Origin of the sequence: Rahnella sp. ChDrAdgB13, from assembly GCF_017655185.1 — a bacterium.
Classification (GTDB): domain Bacteria; phylum Pseudomonadota; class Gammaproteobacteria; order Enterobacterales; family Enterobacteriaceae; genus Rahnella; species Rahnella contaminans.
The window spans coordinates 199,520-217,551 of sequence record NZ_JAEMGT010000001.1 but is presented as its reverse complement, the minus strand read 5'-3'; the positions used below and the strand labels follow the sequence as shown (position 1 = coordinate 217,551).

Below are 18,032 nucleotides of genomic sequence, written 5' to 3'. Positions count from 1 at the left end.
CATTTTTTAATTGATGGATTTATTCCCTGATGGCAGCAAAGATTATTGACGGTAAAACGATTGCGCAGCAAGTCAGAAACGAAGTTGCGGCGCGTGTTCAACAACGACTGGCGGAAGGGAAACGTGCTCCCGGGCTGGCTGTCGTACTGGTCGGTGAAAACCCGGCATCGCAGATTTATGTCGCCAGCAAGCGCCGTTCTTGCGAAGAAGTCGGGTTTATTTCCCGCTCTTACGATTTACCGGCGACGACCACCGAAGGCGAACTGCTCGGCCTTATCGATCAGCTCAATAACGACAACGAAATCGACGGTATTCTGGTTCAGCTTCCGCTGCCTGCGGGCATTGATAACATCAAGGTGCTCGAGCGGATTCATCCTGACAAAGACGTCGACGGGTTCCATCCGTACAACGTGGGGCGTCTGTGCCAGCGCGCTCCAACGCTGCGCCCTTGTACGCCGCGCGGTATCGTGACCCTGCTCGAACGTTATGGCGTTGATACATTCGGGCTGAACGCCGTGGTGATCGGCGCATCCAATATTGTTGGCCGTCCGATGAGCATGGAGTTACTGCTGGCGGGCTGCACCACGACGGTCACGCACCGCTTCACTAAAAATCTGCGTCATCACGTCGAAAACGCCGATCTGGTGGTGGTTGCCGTCGGCAAACCGGGTTTTATTCCGGGCGAATGGATTAAACCGGGCGCGATTGTCATTGATGTCGGTATAAACCGTCTGGAAAGTGGTAAAGTTGTCGGCGATGTGGAATATGATGGCGCCGCTGAGCGAGCTTCCTTTATCACACCGGTGCCGGGCGGTGTTGGCCCGATGACGGTCGCGACGCTGATCCAGAATACCTTGCAGGCTTGCGAGGAATATCACGACATCAGCGCAAATAAGTCTTAAACAATTAGCACTACACATAAAGTCAGGAATACATGGAAACTTTTTTTCTCGAAAAACATCCGCACGTTGAACTGTGCGACCTGCTCAAATTTATGGGCTGGTGTGACAGTGGCGGTACCGCTAAAGCGGTGATCGCTGAAGGCCAGGTTAAGGTCAACGGCAAAGTCGAAACCCGTAAACGCTGCAAAATCGTTGCTGACCAGAACGTTGAGTTCGCCAGCAATAAAGTCGTGGTGAAGGCGTCAGTATAATTTTCTGACCCAATCCGGCTTCGAAAAAATGCCCTGCAAGCTTCACGCTGACAGGGCATTTTTTATGTCTGCTTTAGGACAAAGGCTGAGTTACGGAGCCTGTGTAACCCACAATACCGGCCAGTCGCCGCCGCTGCTGTAGCCATCACAGCTTGGCTCTGACGCAAACGCGGCCAGGCGGAACGTTTTGCCGTCGAATATCCAGCGGGAAGAGACGCCGCAATCTCCGACGCCACGGCCTTTATCGTAGGTCGTCAGCAATCCGGTTTTCGGATCAAAATCAGCATTGATCAGTTCCGGAGACTGATCGTCTTCGCCCAGTTTGAACGGCATGCTCAGCGCCAGATCGTCCATTTTATACGGTGACTGACGCGAAACCAGGAATCCCAGCGCGTAAAGGTTATACGCGCCCATATCGCAGTTCACCGTCATCAGCGCTTTCTCGTTGCTGAGTGCAAAGATATGTACTTCGCGCTCCGACGGGTCGAGGCTGCAATCGTTGTTCTCAATGGTAGTCGCGGCATTCTGCGTAATCGCCGAAATCTCAGTTTCAGAAAGCGCATGAGGTTCGCTGAAACGCGGCAGAACCGGCGTTGCCGGGATCGGCGGCACCGTATTCACCGGCTTCGTTCCGCGGTTCGCCCAGGCAGTTTTCGTGCCAACGCGCCCCTGCTGTGCATCGATTGCCAGCAAAGCGGCCTTCAGCCCTTTGAGTGAAATAACCGGCCTGACCGGCTGCGCGGTATCGGCTTTACCGGCCAGCTGAATGCTGCTGCCTTCACGGATAGCGGCAATAAAATCATTCACCACCAGACGGTTACCGGTAGAAAGGTGTTTTTTGCTGACATCCCATTCGCGATGATTAAAGCTCAGCGTTTTGCCATTCATCTGGAAACGGCTGGCGATTGGCGCTTCAGCAGACTGTTCATCGCTGTTGCGCTGGTAATCAATGCTGACAGTCGATTTACCTTCGGGTCCGGCTTCGCGGGTAATTTTCATTACCAGCTCCTGCCCGTCCTGAGAATTTCGGGCGACGCAGTGATTGAGATTGTCGCAGCTGACCTGCCAGTCGTTATAAATTGCCTGCGTCGGCTCGGCCTGCGCGCTGAAAGCCAGCATTCCGGCCAGCAGGCATAAAGGGGCGGTAATCCATCTGCTCATTATGAGTTTCTGCTCTGTTCGAAATTATCTTTTTTGATAATAGCGTAACCGCCGCCAAGACTCTGCCAACAATGCAGCATTTTTTATTCGAAATAAGAAAGAGATACTTTGCCGGATTTATTTTTTTGCAGGCATTTATTTTTCACCACTTACGAAATCACGTAATGGTGACGTAACGAAACTTTCAGTACACTGACTCCGCCAATAACGAAAAAAAATGGCGAAAGGATGATGTTCATTTCTCCGGGAGATTCAGATGAAGTTATGGATTTGGCTGATAACGTTGTTCTCTCTGTCCGCATGGGCGGAAGAGCCGCCGGTGGTGTACAACGGCACACTGGGAAAAACCAGCATAGTGGTTGAGCTGGACATGAATAAACCTGACGAAGTGACGGGCCGTTACTTTTATCAGAAGTACCATCTGGATTTGCCACTCAACGGCGCGCTGGACGGGCAGGATCTCAAACTTCAGGAAGGGCTGGACGATTTTGACGATACGCCGCGTCCTGAATTTACCCTGACCAAAGATGAAAACGGTGGCTGGCAAGGTAACTGGACCAATCCGCAGGGCAAAACGCTGCCGGTGACGCTAAAACCTGCGCAGTTTCCTGCGGCGGCTACCGACGACAGCTATCTGGGTTCGCTGATTCATACCGATCCTTACGAGTATCTGCGGTTATCCGAATTGCAGCTGAAGGCCGGTAAAAGCGAGAATTTCATGGGTTATCAGCTGCAATGGTGGGTTGAGCCTCAGTCGAAAATCACGCTTTTCGAGATTGTGTCCGGTTATCCGGACGCCAGTTTGCAGGCGATGAACCAGAAACTGCGCACCCGTTTATGGCAGGAAGTCAGCGGATGGCATGCGTGTATGCTCGGCGCCAGCCGGTTTGGTCAGGGCGAATATCAGCAGACCGTTACGCCGGAATTCATGAGCCCGGAAGTCGTCAGCGTCAGTCTGTTCACGTCCTATGATTGCGGCGGTGCGCATCCTGATTTCGGCGAAGCGCCGGTCAATATGAACGCCCAAACGGCGGATACACTCACGCTGGAAGACATCGTATGGGTCGGTGACGGCGCGCCGTTCCATTATCTCAATGCGGAAGATCGCGCCTCATCGGGCAAAAATGACGTGGATTTCGATACCTTCGCCGCGTACCGCGACAAAAAATGGGCACCGTGGCTGGTGAAACAGCTTACTGCGGCGCATCCGGAACAGATGAAGAAGCCGACCGACGATAGCGACGATGACTGCGATTATTCGGATCCGTCCGTCTGGCAGTTCCCGGCGTGGTATTTCACACCGAAAGGCCTGTATTTTGATCCGACGTTCGCCCGCGTACAACGTTCGTGCGAAAGCCCGGAATGGTCAGTCTTGCCGTGGTCAGCGCTGAAAGGCCACGCAGGGAGCACCGCCATCAGTCTGGAACACTAAAAAACAACAAAGGCACCTGCGGGTGCCTTTGACTTTTAAGATAACAATGACTTTTCGGGATTAAAACTTTTACGCCAGCCAGCCCTGCAACTGCGCGTATTGAAGCAACATAATCGTTTTACCGTCTTTGATGCGGCCATCTTTGATCATCGCCAGCGCTTCGGTGAACGGCACTTCCAGCACGTCAATATCTTCATCTTCCACGCCACCGCCAGCATTCGCCCGCTGCGATTCATCATATTCTGCGGCAAAAAAGTGAACGATTTCCGTCACGCTGCCCGGCGACATGTAGCATTCGAAGAGTTTCTCGACGTGCCCGACGGCAAAACCGGTTTCTTCAATCGCTTCTTTACGGATGCAGTCTTCCGGCGAATCATCGTCCAGCAACCCTGCGCAGGTTTCCAGCAACATGCCGGTCGGGTTGCCGTTGACATACGTCGGCATACGAAACTGATTGATCAGCAGAACGGTTTTCTTTGGCCGGTTATAAAGCAGAATGGTCGCACCGTTTCCCCGGTCATACACTTCACGGGATTGCGGCTGACGTTCACCGTTGCGTTTGATTAAGTCGTAGGTGAATTTTCGAAGAACATACCAGTTATCAGAGAGTAACTCGGTCCGGACGTTTTCGATTTTAGATGACCTGCCATGAGATGACATTTAGCGTGCCTCCGCTCAGAAGTGGTGAGAGAAGCCCGATATCATAGCCGCAATAGTACGCCCCTGCCAGCGTCAGCCGTGCTCAATTGCGTCGAGAAGTTGCTCGCGATGTCGGCCAATCCATTGGGGATCCAGCGGTCCCCAGCCGGAAATCTGATAGTAGCCGTCGTTGTTGCGCACGCCCTGCTGCACAAATTCCAGCTCGATGCCCATTCCCGGTAACGCTTTCAGCACATCCTGCAAAGTACGGCGCGGCCAGCCGGTAATCTCCATCAGTTTGGGCACATTCGGTTTTTGTTCGTTATCCAGCAACCAGCAAAGATAGAGACGGCGCGCAAACACCGAATTCAAATTCAAACTCATCTGGACGACCCCTGCGTATTGTCATAAAAAGAAGATAGCCAAAGCGTAGACTGTTTCAGCGAATACGTGTGAGACATAACCCTGTGTGCGGGGAGGCTTTTTTACATTATCTCCTTTATTTCTCCACGTTTTATCGGGAATGAGAAGGTAAAGTGCATTGACGTAAAACGACACTCTAACACTCGCTCAGTCCTTTCCGGACGGTACTGCCTCTGAGAAAACCTTTTCAGGGGATTTTTTTGTCAGATTACTGACGCTCTGTTTGTTTGCTGATGTTAGTCACTCACGCCAGAGTGACAACGAGGTTCTTGACGCATGGCTAACTTTTTTATCGATCGCCCGATCTTTGCCTGGGTTTTAGCGATCATCATTTCCTTGTCCGGCGCACTGGCTATCTATTCTTTGCCCGTTGAACAGTACCCCGATCTGGCTCCGCCAAATGTGCGTATAACCGCGACTTATCCGGGCGCATCAGCTCAGACGTTAGAAAACACGGTGACACAAATCATCGAGCAGAACATGACCGGGTTAGACAACCTGATGTACATGTCTTCTCAGAGCAGCAGCAACGGCAAGTCACAGATTACCTTGAGTTTTGTGGCCGGAACCGACCCGAATGAAGCCTTGCAACAGGTACAAAATCAGCTGCAACAGGCGATGAAACGATTGCCGCAGGCGGTGCAAACGCAGGGGGTCACCGTCTCGAAAACCGGTGATACCAACCTGATGACCGTCGCATTCGTGTCCACCGACGGCAGTATGGATAAGCAGGATATCGCCGACTATGTGGCCTCCAATATTCAGGATCCACTAAGCCGTATCGACGGTGTCGGCAGCATTACCGCTTACGGCACGCAATATGCGATGCGTATCTGGCTCGATCCGAACAAACTGACTAACTACCAGATGACCACCAGCGATGTGGTGACGGCAATTGAAAACCAGAACAGTCAGGTGGCAGTCGGGCAGCTCGGCGGCGCACCGTCGGTTGATTTGCAGGCGCTCAACGCAACGGTTAACGCGCAGTCGCAGTTGCAAACGCCGCAACAGTTTCGCGATATCACCCTGAAAGTGAATCAGGACGGCTCACAGGTCAAACTCGGCGATGTCTCAACCGTCGGTCTGGGTGCCGAAGACTACAGCATTCTCAGCCGTTATAATGGCCAGGCCGCATCTGGTATGGGCGTGCAGCTGGCGTCCGGCGCCAACGAACTGCAAACCGACAAACTGGTTCGCGCACGTCTGACGGAACTGGAAAAATACTTCCCCCACGGGCTCGAGACCCGCATCGCCTATGAAACTACGCCATTCGTCAAAGCGGCGATCACCGACGTGGTGAAAACGCTGTTCGAAGCGATCGTGCTGGTGTTCCTCGTAATGTATCTGTTCCTGCAAAATATCCGCGCAACGTTGATCCCGACCATTGCCGTCCCGGTGGTTTTGCTGGGGACGTTCGTGGTGCTGCATCAGTTCGGTTACACCATCAACACCCTGACAATGTTCGCGATGGTGCTCGCCATCGGGCTGCTGGTCGATGACGCCATCGTGGTGGTGGAAAACGTCGAGCGCGTGATGAGCGAGGAAGGGCTAAGCCCCAGAGACGCAACCCGAAAATCGATGGGGCAAATTCAGAGTGCGCTGGTCGGTATCACCATGGTGCTGTCGGCCGTATTTATCCCGATGGCGTTTTTCGGCGGTACAACCGGTGCGATCTACCGTCAGTTCTCCATCACTATTGTTGCCGCGATGGTGCTTTCTGTCTTTGTCGCGCTGACCCTCACACCGGCGCTGTGTTCGACCATTCTTAAGCCGATTGCCAAGGGTCATCATCACGGAAAAACAGGTTTCTTCGGCTGGTTTAACCGCACGTTCGATAAGAATGCGCACCGTTATGAACGGGGCGTTGGCAGCATTCTCCGTCACAGCGTGCGTTATATGCTGGGTTATCTGCTGATCCTCGGCATTCTGGCGTTCCTGTTTGTGAAACTGCCGACGTCATTCCTGCCGCAGGAAGATCAGGGCGTACTGACCGTTCAGGTTCAGCTGCCGCCGGGTTCTACGCTGCAACAGACACAAAAAGTGGTCGAGAAAATCGAGCACTATTTCCTGACGGAAGAAAAGAATGATGTGGTTTCCGTGTTCTCCACGCTGGGCGCAGGCCCGGGCGGTAACGGTCAGAACGTTGCCCGTCTGTTTATCAGCCTGACGGACTGGGACAAACGCACCTCCGGTCATAACTCTGTCTTCGACATTATTGACCGCGCGACCAAAGAATTCCGGCACATCCGCGAGGCGCGCGTTATCGCCAGCGGACCACCGGCCATCAACGGACTGGGGACATCTGCCGGTTTCGATATGGAATTGCAGGATCACGCCGGGAATGGTCATGATGCACTGATGGCCGCGCGCGATCAGCTTCTGGAAATGACCAGCAAAGACAGCACGCTGAGCCGCGTTCGTCATAACGGTCTCGATGACAGCCCGCAGTTGCAGATCGACATCGATCAGGTAAAAGCGCAGGCGCTGGGGGTTTCCGTTGCGGATATCAACAGCACGCTGAGTACCGCCTGGGGTTCCACGTACGTGAATGACTTCGTTGACCGCGGGCGTGTGAAGAAAGTTTATGTTCAGGCTGCCGCGCCGTTCCGTATGCTGCCGGACGACGTCAATAAATGGTACGTGCGCAATTCCAGCGGAACGATGGTGCCGTTCTCCGCATTCACCACGTCGCACTGGCAAACCGGTTCACCGCGTCTGGAACGTTACAACGGTTATTCTGCGGTAGAAATTGTCGGTGAAGCTGCAACGGGCGTCAGCAGCGGTACGGCGATGGACGAGATGGAGAAACTGGTAGCGAAACTCCCCGCCGGATTCGGTCTTGAATGGACGGGGCTTTCTTATCAGGAACGCCTCTCCGGTGCGCAGGCTCCGGCGCTGTACGCCATCTCCCTGCTGGTCGTATTCCTGTGTCTGGCGGCGCTTTATGAAAGCTGGTCGATTCCGTTCTCGGTCATGCTTGTGGTACCGTTAGGCGTGATCGGGGCGGTGATTGCAACGTGGCTGCGCGGGCTGGAAAACGATGTTTACTTCCAGGTCGGGATGTTAACCATCATCGGTTTGTCGGCCAAAAACGCCATTCTGATCGTCGAATTTGCCAATGACCTGAACCACAAAGGCAAAGCGCTGGTGGAAGCCACGCTCGAAGCCTCAAGGATGCGTCTGCGACCTATTCTGATGACGTCGCTGGCGTTTATCTTCGGGGTCTTGCCGATGGCGACCAGCACCGGTGCGGGTTCCGCGAGCCAGCACGCAGTCGGCACCGGGGTTATCGGCGGGATGATTTCTGCCACCGTTCTGGCAATCTTCTTCGTTCCGCTGTTCTTTGTGCTGGTCCGCCGCCGCTTCCCGGGGAAAACCGGTGAACCGGTCATCTCGGATATCGTCGCAACCGTGCCTCGCGAACACAAATAGCAGGCACAAAAAAGGCGTTAATGTGAATTAACGCCTTTTTTATTAATGATTTATTGGCTGGTGTAAATCGTCGCTAAATGGACGTAATGGTCTTCCTGAACAAACGTTTTTATTATGACGCGCTGACACGGTGAATAAATCTTCTCTTTGCTTTGTCGCTGGTACTGTGGGCAATTACGCTTTCAACATACGGTCGATAAAGTCTTTCCAGTTACCTAATTCTTGCTCTAACATTTTTCTCCCCTTGATTGGACGGCATCATTATACGTCTATTTTTTGTACACGCAAAAATTCAATGACAATTGTTTAATCGTGATCACAATCCCGCCCCGTCTGGATCCTGCCCGCGTTTTGCCTCATTATGTGATTATTCGTGTCCCGCTTTTTGCGCTGGTCAAAAGTTCCTTTATTACTCACAGGTTATGTTTTTTTATGGCAACGACGTCTGCTCAAACCACTTTTATTCTTTACGGCATTAAAAATTGCGATACCGTCAAAAAAGCCCGCCGCTGGCTGGAAGAAAATGGCGTTGAATGCCAGTTCCACGATTATCGGGTTGAAGGCCTGGACGAGGCGCTGCTGCAAAACCTCATCGGCAAACAGGGTTGGGAAGCGATGCTCAACACGCGCGGCACCACCTGGCGCAAACTGGACGAAGCCACGCGCACGGCCTGTGATAACGAAGCCAGCGCCAAAGCCGTGATGCTTGAACATCCGGCGGTGATCAAACGCCCTTTCTTGCTGGCGCCCGATGGCCAGTCTCTGCTGGGATTCAAACCAGAAAGCTATCAGCAATTTCTCGCACAGGTGAAGTAACATGAGTTGTCCGGTTCTCGATTTAGCCCAGCAGTTAATCCGCCGCCCTTCCCTCAGCCCGGACGATGCAGGCTGCCAGGAAATTATGATTGCCCGCCTGCAGGCCATTGGTTTTCACGTTGAGCCGATGAATTTTGGCGATACCCTCAATTTTTGGGCGACACGCGGTGAAGGCAAAACCCTGGCATTTGCCGGGCACACTGACGTCGTACCGACCGGCGATCACAATCTGTGGGTAACCGGCCCGTTCGAGCCAACCCTGCGCGATGGCATGCTGTATGGCCGTGGCGCCGCCGATATGAAAGGTTCGCTGGCGGCGATGGTGGTCGCGGCAGAACGCTTTGTGACAGCAAACCCGAATCACAAAGGCCGTCTGGCGTTTCTGATTACTTCCGATGAAGAAGCCAGCGCCGTGAACGGCACCGTCAAAGTGGTTAACGCCCTGATGGAACGCAAAGAGCGCCTGGATTTTTGCCTGGTCGGCGAGCCGTCCAGCACCACGCGCGTGGGCGATATTGTGAAAAATGGCCGTCGCGGCTCGATGACCGCTAACCTGCACGTGCATGGCGTTCAGGGGCATGTTGCCTATCCGCATCTGGCCGATAATCCGGTGCACCGCGCCATGCCTGCGCTCAACGAACTGGTCGCTACGGTCTGGGATAACGGCAACGAATTCTTCCCGCCGACCAGCATGCAAATCGCCAATATCAATGCCGGTACCGGCAGCAATAACGTGATCCCCGGCGAGCTGTATGTGCAGTTTAACTTCCGTTTCAGCACGGAACTGACCGATGCCATCATTAAGCAGCGCGTCGCTGAACTGCTGGATCGCCACAATCTTCAGTACACACTGAACTGGGTGGTGTCCGGCCAGCCGTTCCTGACGTCCCGCGGTGAACTGGTTGACGCCGTCGTGAATGCCGTTCGCCACTACAGCGAAATCACGCCAGAACTGCAAACCACCGGCGGAACCTCCGACGGGCGTTTCATCGCGCTGATGGGCGCTCAGGTGGTTGAACTGGGGCCGGTGAATGCCACCATCCACAAAATCAACGAATGCGTACATGCCGCCGATTTGCAGGTTCTCAGCCGTATGTATCAGCGCATCATGGAACAGTTAGTCGCATGATCAGCCACGAAATGCTGACCGGCCGCTCAGACGCGCATCTGGTCACATTGGGCGAAGGCCCGCACCGGTTACAAAAAGTCGCCGCCGGTGCCTTTGCAGAAATGCAAAAAGCAGCGGCGCAGGCCGGGTTTAATTTGCAGCCAGCCAGTACTTTTCGTGATTTCAGTCGCCAGCAGGCCATCTGGAATGGCAAATTTCGCGGCGAGCGACCAGTATTAGATAAGAACAGCCAGCCGGTGGACATCAGCACGTTGTCTGCCGCTGAACGTTGTGAACTGATCCTGCGCTGGTCGGCACTACCGGGCGCAAGCCGCCACCACTGGGGCAGCGATCTGGATGTTTACGATCCGTCTCTGCTGCCGGAAGGCCGGACGCTGCAACTGGAGCCGTGGGAATACGAGGAAAACGGCTATTTTCATCCGCTGAACCTCTGGATGTCGGCGCACATGGAAGCATTTGGCTTTTACCGGCCTTTTGCACAGGATCGTGGCGGCGTTGCCGTTGAACCCTGGCACCTGAGTTATCGTCCTCTGGCACAGCAGTGCGAATCACAGCTGACGCCGGAGGTGCTAATCAGCGCGTGGCAGGGCCAGGATATCGCCGGTTCTGACTGGGTCATCAGTGAGATAGCGACAATTTTTCCGCGTTTTATCGCCCTAAACCCTACATAAATTAAGGAGCACGCCATGGAGTGGATTAAAGATTACTGGTGGATCGTTCTGATCATTCTGATCGGCATGTTTATCAGCGGGATGAAAGAGTTACGTCGTGTGGACGTGAAGAAATACCTGAAAGATAAACCTGAACTTCCACCGCATCGCGACAACAATGCCGAGTGGGATAAAGACGATGACTGGCCAAAGAAAAAGTAACACCGGTCAGCACGGCTACAAAACCTAATCAATATTAGTCGGCGGATTATGTAGCGATTCTCCGCCGATTGACTCTCTCTCCGGCCAGTATCATGTGACGTGAAACTGACGTACGGAGAGACGAGTCCTTTGCCAACTTTAACAACCCCGACACCAGAGCAGGCGACAGCCGACGCCACGCAATTTCTGGGGCTTGCTCCATTTTTACGCATGAGCATAGCCGGTGACGAGTGCACCGCGATCGCGCAGGAACTGGTCACACGTGCGCAGCAAAATCCTGATGATGCCATTTTGTGGATGAACCTTTCCACGGTGATGCTGTGCCTGCAACGCACCGATCTTGGCCTGACTATCCAGAATCAGGCGCTGGCGATGCAGCAGGTTTATACCCTCAGCGCTGTGCAAAAACCGGCAAAACTGCGTTTACTGATGCTGATGGTGCCCGGTACGCTGTCCGCCAACGTGCCCCTCGACTGTCTCCTGGAAAACAGCGACATCGACCTGATTTATTACTACATCACGCCGGAAGCACCGTTTGAAGCGCCCATTCCTGAACATGACCTGCTGATGATTGGCATCAGCGCGACCACCGAAAATCTGTTCCTGTTGCAACAACTGGAAACCTTGACCCGCCAGTGGCCGGTGCCGGTGATCAACGCTCCCGAGTACATTCCTCATTCAGAACGCCACATCGCCAGCCGCGTTTTACAAAACAAACCGGGGCTCACCATCGCGCAGGCGTATCCGGTGACGCACGCCCTGCTTACTGCGGTCGCAAGCGGGCAAATGACGCTGAGCGATGCGTTACCGGGCAGTGATTTCCCGGTTATCCTGCGCCCCGCAGGTTCGCACGGTGGCCACGGTCTGGAGAAAATCACCCGGCAGGACGAACTGGCGGATTACCTTGCGCGCGTTGGCGTTGAAGATTATTTCCTGTCGAAATTCATCGATTACAGCAACGCGGACGGCCAGTTCCGTAAATACCGTATATCGCTGATCGACGGTAAACCTTACGCCTGCCATATGGCTATTTCGTCGCACTGGATGGTGCATTACGTCAACGCGGCGATGTATGAAGATCACAAAAAACGTGAAGAAGAAGCGGCTTTCCTGACGAATTTCCACGAATTCGCCGCGCGCCACCACGTCGCGCTGAAGGCCATTTATGACACAACCCAACTCGATTATGTCGGGATTGATTGCAGCGAAGCGCCCGACGGCTCGTTGCTGGTCTTTGAAATTGATCCGGCAATGGTGGTTCACGCCATGGATCTGGAAGTCATGTTCCCGCACAAACAAATCCATATGAATAAAGTTAAAACAGCATGCCGCGAGTTGCTGTTATCCCGTGCCTTTGCGCACGCCGACACTTCCGCTGATGCGCTAACAGGACAAGAATAAACATGATTTCACGTAACGCCCTGAATTTCTCTGGTGGTCCCGGCGCATTGCCGGAAACGGTTCTGGCGCAGGTCGAGGCCGCCATCAAAGAAGTGCCGGAGGTTGGCCTGTCGATCCTCGGGATCAGCCACCGCTCAGACTGGTTCGCTGCCGTCGTCGAAGAAACGGAAAATAACATCCGTACCCTGCTCGGCTTGTCTCAGGATTTCCATATTCTGTTTCTGCAAGGCGGCGCCACGCAGCAGTTTTCCATGGTGCCGATGACGTTACTTCGCGGCCAGAAACATGCGGCTGAATATCTGGATACCGGTTACTGGAGCAGCAAGGTTGTGACCGAAGCGCGTCGCGAAGGCCCGGTAAAAGTGCTGTGGAGCGGTGAGTCCTGTGGTTTTAACCGTCTGCCATCTGATGGCGAGCTGGATTTTTCACCGGACGCGCCGTATCTGCATTACGTTTCGAACGAAACCGTGGAAGGGCTGCAATTCCAGCGCGTTGTGGGCCGCGATGATGTGCCTCGCGTCTGCGATATGTCCTCTGATTTCCTGTCTAAACCGTGCGATGCTAATAAATTCTCGGTGATTTACGCCCATGCCCAGAAAAACATCGGCCCGGCCGGTGTGACGATTGTGCTGGTGCATGACACCGTGGTGAAAGCCTCCTCCGACGAACTGCCGACATTCCTCAACTACCGTCGTCAGGTTGAATCCCATTCCAACCTGAATACGCCACCAGTTTTTGCGATTTACGTGGTTCTGCTGGTCACCCGCTGGCTGCTCAATGACGTAGGCGGTCTGGAAAATATGGCCCAAACCAACCGCCATAAAGCCGAATTGCTGTATGCGATGCTTGATAACAGCGACGGTTTTTACAAAGGCTGGAGCAGCAAGGAAGACCGTTCACAAATGAACGTGGCGTTTAAACTCCCGGATGAAACGCTGGAGCAAAAATTCCTGGCAGAAAGCCATGAAGCCGGTTTCTCAGGTCTGGCGGGGCATCGCGCCATTGGCGGGATCCGCGCCTCAATCTACAACGCGCTTTCACTGCCAGCGGCAGAGAAACTGACCAACTTCATGGATGACTTCCTGCGTCATAACCGCAAATAAACCTCTGTGATTTCAATAAAAAAGCCCCCAACTGATCAACAGGCGGGGGCTTTTTTACGGGTAAAAATCAGTGCTGATGAGACTTCGGTTCGTAGTTTTTCAAATGCGCAATCGCGGTATTGATCATGTGTGAATCCAGCCCGTGGCCCATGCCCGGCTGAAGATTCAGGGTGCAATCGCAGCCTAATGATTTGAGGCGCTCAGCGGCACTTTTTGACTGGAACGGGTTAATCACCGGATCCTGTTCACCGTGAATAAAATGCACCACCGTACCGGCAGAAATCGGTTTTTCCGGCAGGACGGAGAAACGTCCGCTGAAAGCCACAATGCGCGAAGCCAGATGTTCTTCCACTTTGGTGGATTCCAGCGCCATGATGGTCCCCTGAGAAAAACCAATCAGCGTGGTATGTTCCGGCGGCACGCCGGTTTTCTGCTGCCAGTCGCGGACAATTTCGACGAATGCGGGCATCGCCGCGTCGACACGCGGCTGACGGTTTTGCTCCGTCACGCCCTGCACGGAGAACCACTGGAAGCCACGGCCAAAATCACAGATGTCCGGGCTGCCGACGCTGATAACCTGCGCCTGTGGAAAAGAAAGCGCAAAAAACTTGCCGATCTCACCCATGGAAATCGGGTTATCGCCCACGCCATGAAACAGTAAAATCAGCTGGTTAGCTCTTTCTTCCGGTTGCTGGACAATAATCTGTTCTGAGCTCATGAATTTCTCCCGTTGTAGGTTAATGGCCTTACTATACGCCGCCCGCCGGTCAGTGAAATCGGGTTTTATTGAACGAGTCTTTCCATTTTTTGCAATAAAACCGTTGATTTAATCGCCAGTGTGCAGGGAAATTGCCCGCCGACGCCAAATTTCACACGCCGTCGCATCCGTGGCTTTCAGCGCCTGCGCCGTTTCCTGACGCCAGCGGACCAGCAGGTCTTTCCGGCCATTCAGCCGCAGCATCTGCACAATGCCGGCGACACTTTTCCCCTGTTGCAGGTAAGCGCGCAGGGCGACCAGCGGCAGGGAAAGTTGCAGTAAGAGGCGGTTCAGCGCCGGTAAACTGCTTTCCAGCGGCCGGTGCGCAAACGCAAATCCGGCCAGTTCGCGCCAGTCGGCTTCATCTAATGATAAACCGCCCGTTAACGGGAGCGGCAGCTGGCGGTCAATCTGCGGTGCCAGCCAGCGCCAGTCACGGTTGAGCTGCGACTCTGCGGCATCCGTCAGCGCCTTTCCGGCATCGCTTAACGGTAACAGCGCCATCGCGGCGTAACATCCGCTGCTGGCCTCTTTCTGCGAACTCACGCGGACCAGACGAAAACCGGCCTGCTGCCACAACGCGGCGAGTTCATCGGTATACCCGAAACTGACCGACATAAAATCCAGCCTCTGTTGCTGCGCGCTGTGTTTTTGCTGCATCAGCAACTCGCTGGCAATTCCCTGACGCCGGAACGCCGGATGAACAGCAATACGGCTGATGCGGCGCGAACGCAAAACCGCCGCCTGCGGGAAACCGGCGTGCGCAGCAAGAGATTGTGCGACCAGGTTCCCGCGCGGACGCCGCCTTCCGGCCCAGACTTCATGCGCCAGTTCCGCACTCAGCCCACCCTCTTTCACCAGCCACAGCGCACCGGTCAGCGTGCTTTTCTGCCGGGCGGCACTGAAAATCATGCCAGGTGCATCGAGCAGGCGGCGTAAATCCAGCGGCGAGGTGCGGTAGTGTGCGCTGGTCAGTAAACCGTAAAACTGCTGCAAAAGCGCAGGTTCACGCAGCCAGTCGCCGGCATCGATGGAGAATATTTCGGACGTTGCTGTCGTGGCATCTCCGGCGGGAATTTCTTCCGAAAACAGCAATAACTCGCTGATGGACGGCTCCAGCAGGTCGCCTGCGGACCAGCGGACCGGTTCGGTCAGACGTAAATCATGCCAGTGCGGCAGCGAGGCGCAGAATTTCAGCAGAAAACCGCGGCCTGTGCCTTCATAGCCCTGAACCGTGGTGGAAAGTAAAACGCGGGGAAACGACGCGATCAGCGCCGACAGCATCGGTGCGGGGATCGCCGCCGCTTCATCGATTATCAGCCAGTCGGCGTCCGTCACCGGCCCGGCGTCACATAATGCAAGCAAGGCATCCGGTGCGATAAAACAGGCCGATTCCGGAAGATGACTGAGGATTTGATTTGCGGACGCTTTACCCGGCGCGGTAATCCGGCAGATGCCCGGCCAGCGGCTGGCGAGCATACCGGCCAGCGTTGATTTGCCGCGACCGCGCGGTGCCGTCAGCACCCAGACGCCGGAGTCCGCGCTCAGCAGCTGTTGTAAAATCAGATGCTGCTGAGGCGTTGGCTGGCCGTCGGGCGGTGTCCACGCAACGGCGGGCGATAAAGGTGGAATGGCTAAAGGCGCATTCTGGCGACACACGGAAATTTCCGGATGGCGACGCAGTAAGGTTTGAAAACGTTGGATAAAACGCGGAGCCGGGATCGCCTGCGGCTGTTCGCTCCAGCGCAGACTGTCGGCATCAGGACGCTGCGGCCACTCATCCCATTCCGGCACCAGTAAAATAAGCCAGCTTCCCGCTTTCAGAATGCCGGAAAACACCGCCAGCGCGTCGGCATTCAGCCCGGTTCGCGCGTCGAATATGCCGTGCAGTTTTTCCTGTCCCAGCAACGTGTGTACCGCAGAAAAAGTCACAGACTGCGCGCCTGCCGGGGAATTTTCGCTGACCCACACCCAGTCGCCAGGTTGCCCTTGCGCGAACTGCTCGGCCTGTGCGGCACACCACGCGGCCTCGCCGCTGAAAACCAGCAGACGGCGAACGCCCTGTTCAAGCATCTGCTGTTGCAGGGTATTTTTTAGCGCAATATCCATGGGTTACCGCTCAGGTTTTTCCCACCAGCATCGACAGCAGACCTGCCGCAATCAGCGGCCCGACCGGAACGCCTTTAAACATCGCCACGCCCAGCACCGTCCCGACCAGCAGACCCGCCACCAGATGCGGCTGACTGCCCATCAGCGTCAAACCGCGTCCGCCCAGCCATGACACCAGCACGCCCACCAGGATCGCCAGAATGGATTTCCAGTGGAAGAAAGAGTGAACCACGGTACTGGCGCTGATTTTGCCGCTGGCAATCGGTGCCATCACCCCGATGGTTAAAATAATAATGCCGATAGTAAGGCCGTATTTTTCAATCCACGGAAAGAAATTATTGAGCGGTGTAATGCGCACCGTCAGGAGAAAAAACATTGCGATAGTGACGGCACTGTTGTGACTGATAATTCCGAGACCGGCAAAAACGAGCAGAATTAAAAGGGTTGGATCGAGAAAAGCCATGACGTTCCCAGCGGTTCAACATGCAGATGAAAGAGAGGCTCAGTGAGCCTCTCAAAGTCGGACATTGATTATTGAACAGTTTTTACTGGCAGACCAGAGCTTATTCTCACTTAATCAGCGGCTGGCGAAGGTGTTGCACTGGTCAGGATTCCCGGTGTCGAACCCGCGTTTAAACCAGGTGTAGCGTTGTTGAGACGTGCCGTGCGTAAAGCTGTCCGGCACGACGCGCCCCTGGCTTTGCTGTTGCAAACGGTCATCGCCGATCGCCTGCGCGGCATCCAGCGCTTCTTTTAAATCGCCTTCTTCAAGCACGTTTTGCTGCTGCATCGCGTGGCCCCAGACACCGGCGTAACAGTCGGCCTGAAGTTCCATTTTTACGGAAAGCTGATTCACCACAGTTTGCGAAGCGCCCTGCTGCATCTGACGAACTTTACGCTCGGTGCCCAGAAGGTTTTGCACATGGTGACCGACTTCGTGCGCGACCACATAACCCTGCGCAAAATCGCCGCCCGCGCCGAGCTTATTCTGCAAATCCTGATAGAAAGAAAGATCGATGTAAACCGTGCTGTCCGCCGGGCAATAAAAAGGCCCCATGACCGACTGACCGGTGCCACACCCGGTTCGGGTTGCGCCGCGGTACATCACCAGTTTTGGCTCGCGGTAGGTCATCCCCTCTTTCTGAAATATTTCTTTCCAGGTGTCTTCTGTTGACGCGAGGATCACGGACGTGAATTTCGCCTGCTCGTCATCTTTCGGGCTGATGGATTGCGATTGCGTCTGACGCTGTATGTCGCCGGACTGACCGCCGTCAATCAGCGGCGTCAGGTCGATGCCGTAATAACCGGCCACCAGTACGACGATAATAATCACAATGCCGCTTTTGCCACGGATAGGCAGGCGCATTCCGCCACCGCCCATTCCCGGCCCGCCGTTAGCTCCTTCTCCGCGTCTGTCTTCTACATTGTCGCTTTCGCGACGCCCTTGCCAACGCATACCCCACCTCCAGACTGTTTTTTTAAAGACTAGCCAGCGCACACGATTAATACCATCTGCGAAGGGACGTAATTTTAGGCGAGGAATATTTAAATGAAATAAAACAGTGCGGAAAAGGGAAAATAAAACGTAAAGAAAAGAGCGGGTGA

The 18,032-nt window shown here is 54.5% G+C and carries 18 protein-coding genes; 10 read left to right on the top strand and 8 right to left on the bottom strand.

Translation table 11 applies throughout. The features are described 5' to 3' along the window. Window positions 1-29 precede the first annotated feature (29 nt). Complete coding sequence (folD, locus tag J8X26_RS01010) at window positions 30-902, top strand: bifunctional methylenetetrahydrofolate dehydrogenase/methenyltetrahydrofolate cyclohydrolase FolD (protein WP_152327960.1); 873 nt, start codon at window positions 30-32, stop codon at window positions 900-902. 32 nt (window positions 903-934) lie between these two features. Next, on the top strand, window positions 935-1,153 hold the full coding sequence (gene ybcJ / locus J8X26_RS01005; RefSeq protein ID WP_152327959.1) for a ribosome-associated protein YbcJ: 219 nt from the start codon (window positions 935-937) through the stop codon (window positions 1,151-1,153). A gap of 90 nt (window positions 1,154-1,243) precedes the next feature. Here ybcJ and J8X26_RS01000 read toward each other — a convergent pair whose 3' ends face one another. After that, complete coding sequence (locus J8X26_RS01000) at window positions 1,244-2,314, bottom strand: DUF1176 domain-containing protein (protein ID WP_208949928.1); 1,071 nt, start codon at window positions 2,312-2,314, stop codon at window positions 1,244-1,246. Window positions 2,315-2,570: 256 nt separating this feature from the next. On the opposite strand from J8X26_RS01000, the gene J8X26_RS00995 reads away from it, so the two are divergent. Continuing rightward, complete coding sequence (locus J8X26_RS00995; RefSeq protein WP_208949927.1) at window positions 2,571-3,746, top strand: hypothetical protein; 1,176 nt, start codon at window positions 2,571-2,573, stop codon at window positions 3,744-3,746. A gap of 69 nt (window positions 3,747-3,815) precedes the next feature. Here J8X26_RS00995 and nudK read toward each other — a convergent pair whose 3' ends face one another. Then, on the bottom strand, window positions 3,816-4,406 hold the full coding sequence (gene nudK, locus J8X26_RS00990) for a GDP-mannose pyrophosphatase NudK (RefSeq protein WP_152327956.1): 591 nt from the start codon (window positions 4,404-4,406) through the stop codon (window positions 3,816-3,818). A 72-nt stretch (window positions 4,407-4,478) separates the two neighbouring features. After that, window positions 4,479-4,769, bottom strand: coding sequence for a helix-turn-helix domain-containing protein (locus J8X26_RS00985; protein ID WP_152327955.1), 291 nt, complete (start codon window positions 4,767-4,769; stop codon window positions 4,479-4,481). 315 nt (window positions 4,770-5,084) lie between these two features. On the opposite strand from J8X26_RS00985, the gene acrD reads away from it, so the two are divergent. Further along, window positions 5,085-8,240, top strand: coding sequence for a multidrug efflux RND transporter permease AcrD (acrD, locus tag J8X26_RS00980; protein ID WP_208949926.1), 3,156 nt, complete (start codon window positions 5,085-5,087; stop codon window positions 8,238-8,240). A gap of 174 nt (window positions 8,241-8,414) precedes the next feature. Here the strand turns inward: acrD and ypfM are convergent, their stop codons facing one another. Next, window positions 8,415-8,474 (bottom strand): protein YpfM, encoded by a 60-nt coding sequence (ypfM, locus tag J8X26_RS28030; RefSeq protein ID WP_152328030.1) that lies wholly within the window; start codon window positions 8,472-8,474, stop codon window positions 8,415-8,417. Between the two features lie 198 nt (window positions 8,475-8,672). On the opposite strand from ypfM, the gene J8X26_RS00970 reads away from it, so the two are divergent. The 6 genes from J8X26_RS00970 (at window position 8,673) to J8X26_RS00945 (ending at window position 13,561) form a co-directional block, all read left to right on the top strand. Then, on the top strand, window positions 8,673-9,056 hold the full coding sequence (locus tag J8X26_RS00970; protein WP_152327953.1) for an ArsC family reductase: 384 nt from the start codon (window positions 8,673-8,675) through the stop codon (window positions 9,054-9,056). Between the two features lies 1 nt (window position 9,057). Further along, a complete protein-coding gene (dapE, locus tag J8X26_RS00965) occupies window positions 9,058-10,185 on the top strand; it encodes a succinyl-diaminopimelate desuccinylase (protein WP_208949925.1) in 1,128 nt (375 codons plus the stop codon). Beyond that, window positions 10,182-10,856: a M15 family metallopeptidase gene (locus J8X26_RS00960; protein WP_208949924.1), complete on the top strand. Its 675-nt coding sequence runs from the start codon at window positions 10,182-10,184 to the stop codon at window positions 10,854-10,856. Before dapE ends, J8X26_RS00960 begins: the two co-directional genes overlap by 4 nt. 15 nt (window positions 10,857-10,871) lie before the next feature. Beyond that, window positions 10,872-11,057 carry a YpfN family protein gene (locus J8X26_RS00955; protein ID WP_152327950.1) on the top strand — a complete coding sequence of 62 codons (186 nt, stop codon included), beginning with the start codon at window positions 10,872-10,874 and terminating at the stop codon, window positions 11,055-11,057. 129 nt (window positions 11,058-11,186) lie between these two features. Beyond that, entirely contained in the window at window positions 11,187-12,458 is a 1,272-nt protein-coding gene (locus tag J8X26_RS00950; RefSeq protein ID WP_152327949.1) for a RimK family alpha-L-glutamate ligase, read from the top strand. Between the two features lie 2 nt (window positions 12,459-12,460). Continuing rightward, window positions 12,461-13,561, top strand: coding sequence for a phosphoserine transaminase (locus tag J8X26_RS00945; RefSeq protein WP_208949923.1), 1,101 nt, complete (start codon window positions 12,461-12,463; stop codon window positions 13,559-13,561). 67 nt (window positions 13,562-13,628) lie between these two features. On the opposite strand, the gene ypfH is transcribed toward J8X26_RS00945, so the two are convergent. From ypfH to J8X26_RS00925, 4 genes are all read right to left on the bottom strand, one after another. Continuing rightward, complete coding sequence (gene ypfH / locus J8X26_RS00940; RefSeq protein ID WP_152327947.1) at window positions 13,629-14,279, bottom strand: esterase; 651 nt, start codon at window positions 14,277-14,279, stop codon at window positions 13,629-13,631. A gap of 108 nt (window positions 14,280-14,387) precedes the next feature. Further along, window positions 14,388-16,427: a tRNA(Met) cytidine acetyltransferase TmcA gene (locus tag J8X26_RS00935; protein WP_208949922.1), complete on the bottom strand. Its 2,040-nt coding sequence runs from the start codon at window positions 16,425-16,427 to the stop codon at window positions 14,388-14,390. Window positions 16,428-16,437: 10 nt separating this feature from the next. Continuing rightward, the gene (locus J8X26_RS00930) at window positions 16,438-16,890 is read right to left on the bottom strand and encodes a DUF441 domain-containing protein (protein ID WP_101075569.1); all 453 of its coding nucleotides are present in this window, start codon (window positions 16,888-16,890) and stop codon (window positions 16,438-16,440) included. 114 nt (window positions 16,891-17,004) lie between these two features. Further along, window positions 17,005-17,883, bottom strand: coding sequence for a neutral zinc metallopeptidase (locus J8X26_RS00925; protein ID WP_165059364.1), 879 nt, complete (start codon window positions 17,881-17,883; stop codon window positions 17,005-17,007). Window positions 17,884-18,032 lie beyond the last annotated feature (149 nt).

What these genes read in the sequence shown, in the direction of transcription:
- J8X26_RS00930 (WP_101075569.1), bottom strand. Translation starts at nt 16,890, where the DNA reads ATGGCTTTTCTCGATCCAACCCTTTTAATTCTGCTCGTTTTTGCCGGT.
- J8X26_RS00925 (WP_165059364.1), bottom strand. Translation starts at nt 17,883, where the DNA reads ATGCGTTGGCAAGGGCGTCGCGAAAGCGACAATGTAGAAGACAGACGC.
- J8X26_RS00935 (WP_208949922.1), bottom strand. Translation starts at nt 16,427, where the DNA reads ATGGATATTGCGCTAAAAAATACCCTGCAACAGCAGATGCTTGAACAG.
- J8X26_RS00970 (WP_152327953.1), top strand. Translation starts at nt 8,673, where the DNA reads ATGGCAACGACGTCTGCTCAAACCACTTTTATTCTTTACGGCATTAAA.
- acrD (WP_208949926.1), top strand. Translation starts at nt 5,085, where the DNA reads ATGGCTAACTTTTTTATCGATCGCCCGATCTTTGCCTGGGTTTTAGCG.
- ypfH (WP_152327947.1), bottom strand. Translation starts at nt 14,279, where the DNA reads ATGAGCTCAGAACAGATTATTGTCCAGCAACCGGAAGAAAGAGCTAAC.
- ybcJ (WP_152327959.1), top strand. Translation starts at nt 935, where the DNA reads ATGGAAACTTTTTTTCTCGAAAAACATCCGCACGTTGAACTGTGCGAC.
- J8X26_RS00995 (WP_208949927.1), top strand. Translation starts at nt 2,571, where the DNA reads ATGAAGTTATGGATTTGGCTGATAACGTTGTTCTCTCTGTCCGCATGG.
- folD (WP_152327960.1), top strand. Translation starts at nt 30, where the DNA reads ATGGCAGCAAAGATTATTGACGGTAAAACGATTGCGCAGCAAGTCAGA.
- J8X26_RS00960 (WP_208949924.1), top strand. Translation starts at nt 10,182, where the DNA reads ATGATCAGCCACGAAATGCTGACCGGCCGCTCAGACGCGCATCTGGTC.
- J8X26_RS00985 (WP_152327955.1), bottom strand. Translation starts at nt 4,769, where the DNA reads ATGAGTTTGAATTTGAATTCGGTGTTTGCGCGCCGTCTCTATCTTTGC.
- J8X26_RS01000 (WP_208949928.1), bottom strand. Translation starts at nt 2,314, where the DNA reads ATGAGCAGATGGATTACCGCCCCTTTATGCCTGCTGGCCGGAATGCTG.
- J8X26_RS00945 (WP_208949923.1), top strand. Translation starts at nt 12,461, where the DNA reads ATGATTTCACGTAACGCCCTGAATTTCTCTGGTGGTCCCGGCGCATTG.
- dapE (WP_208949925.1), top strand. Translation starts at nt 9,058, where the DNA reads ATGAGTTGTCCGGTTCTCGATTTAGCCCAGCAGTTAATCCGCCGCCCT.
- J8X26_RS00955 (WP_152327950.1), top strand. Translation starts at nt 10,872, where the DNA reads ATGGAGTGGATTAAAGATTACTGGTGGATCGTTCTGATCATTCTGATC.
- nudK (WP_152327956.1), bottom strand. Translation starts at nt 4,406, where the DNA reads ATGTCATCTCATGGCAGGTCATCTAAAATCGAAAACGTCCGGACCGAG.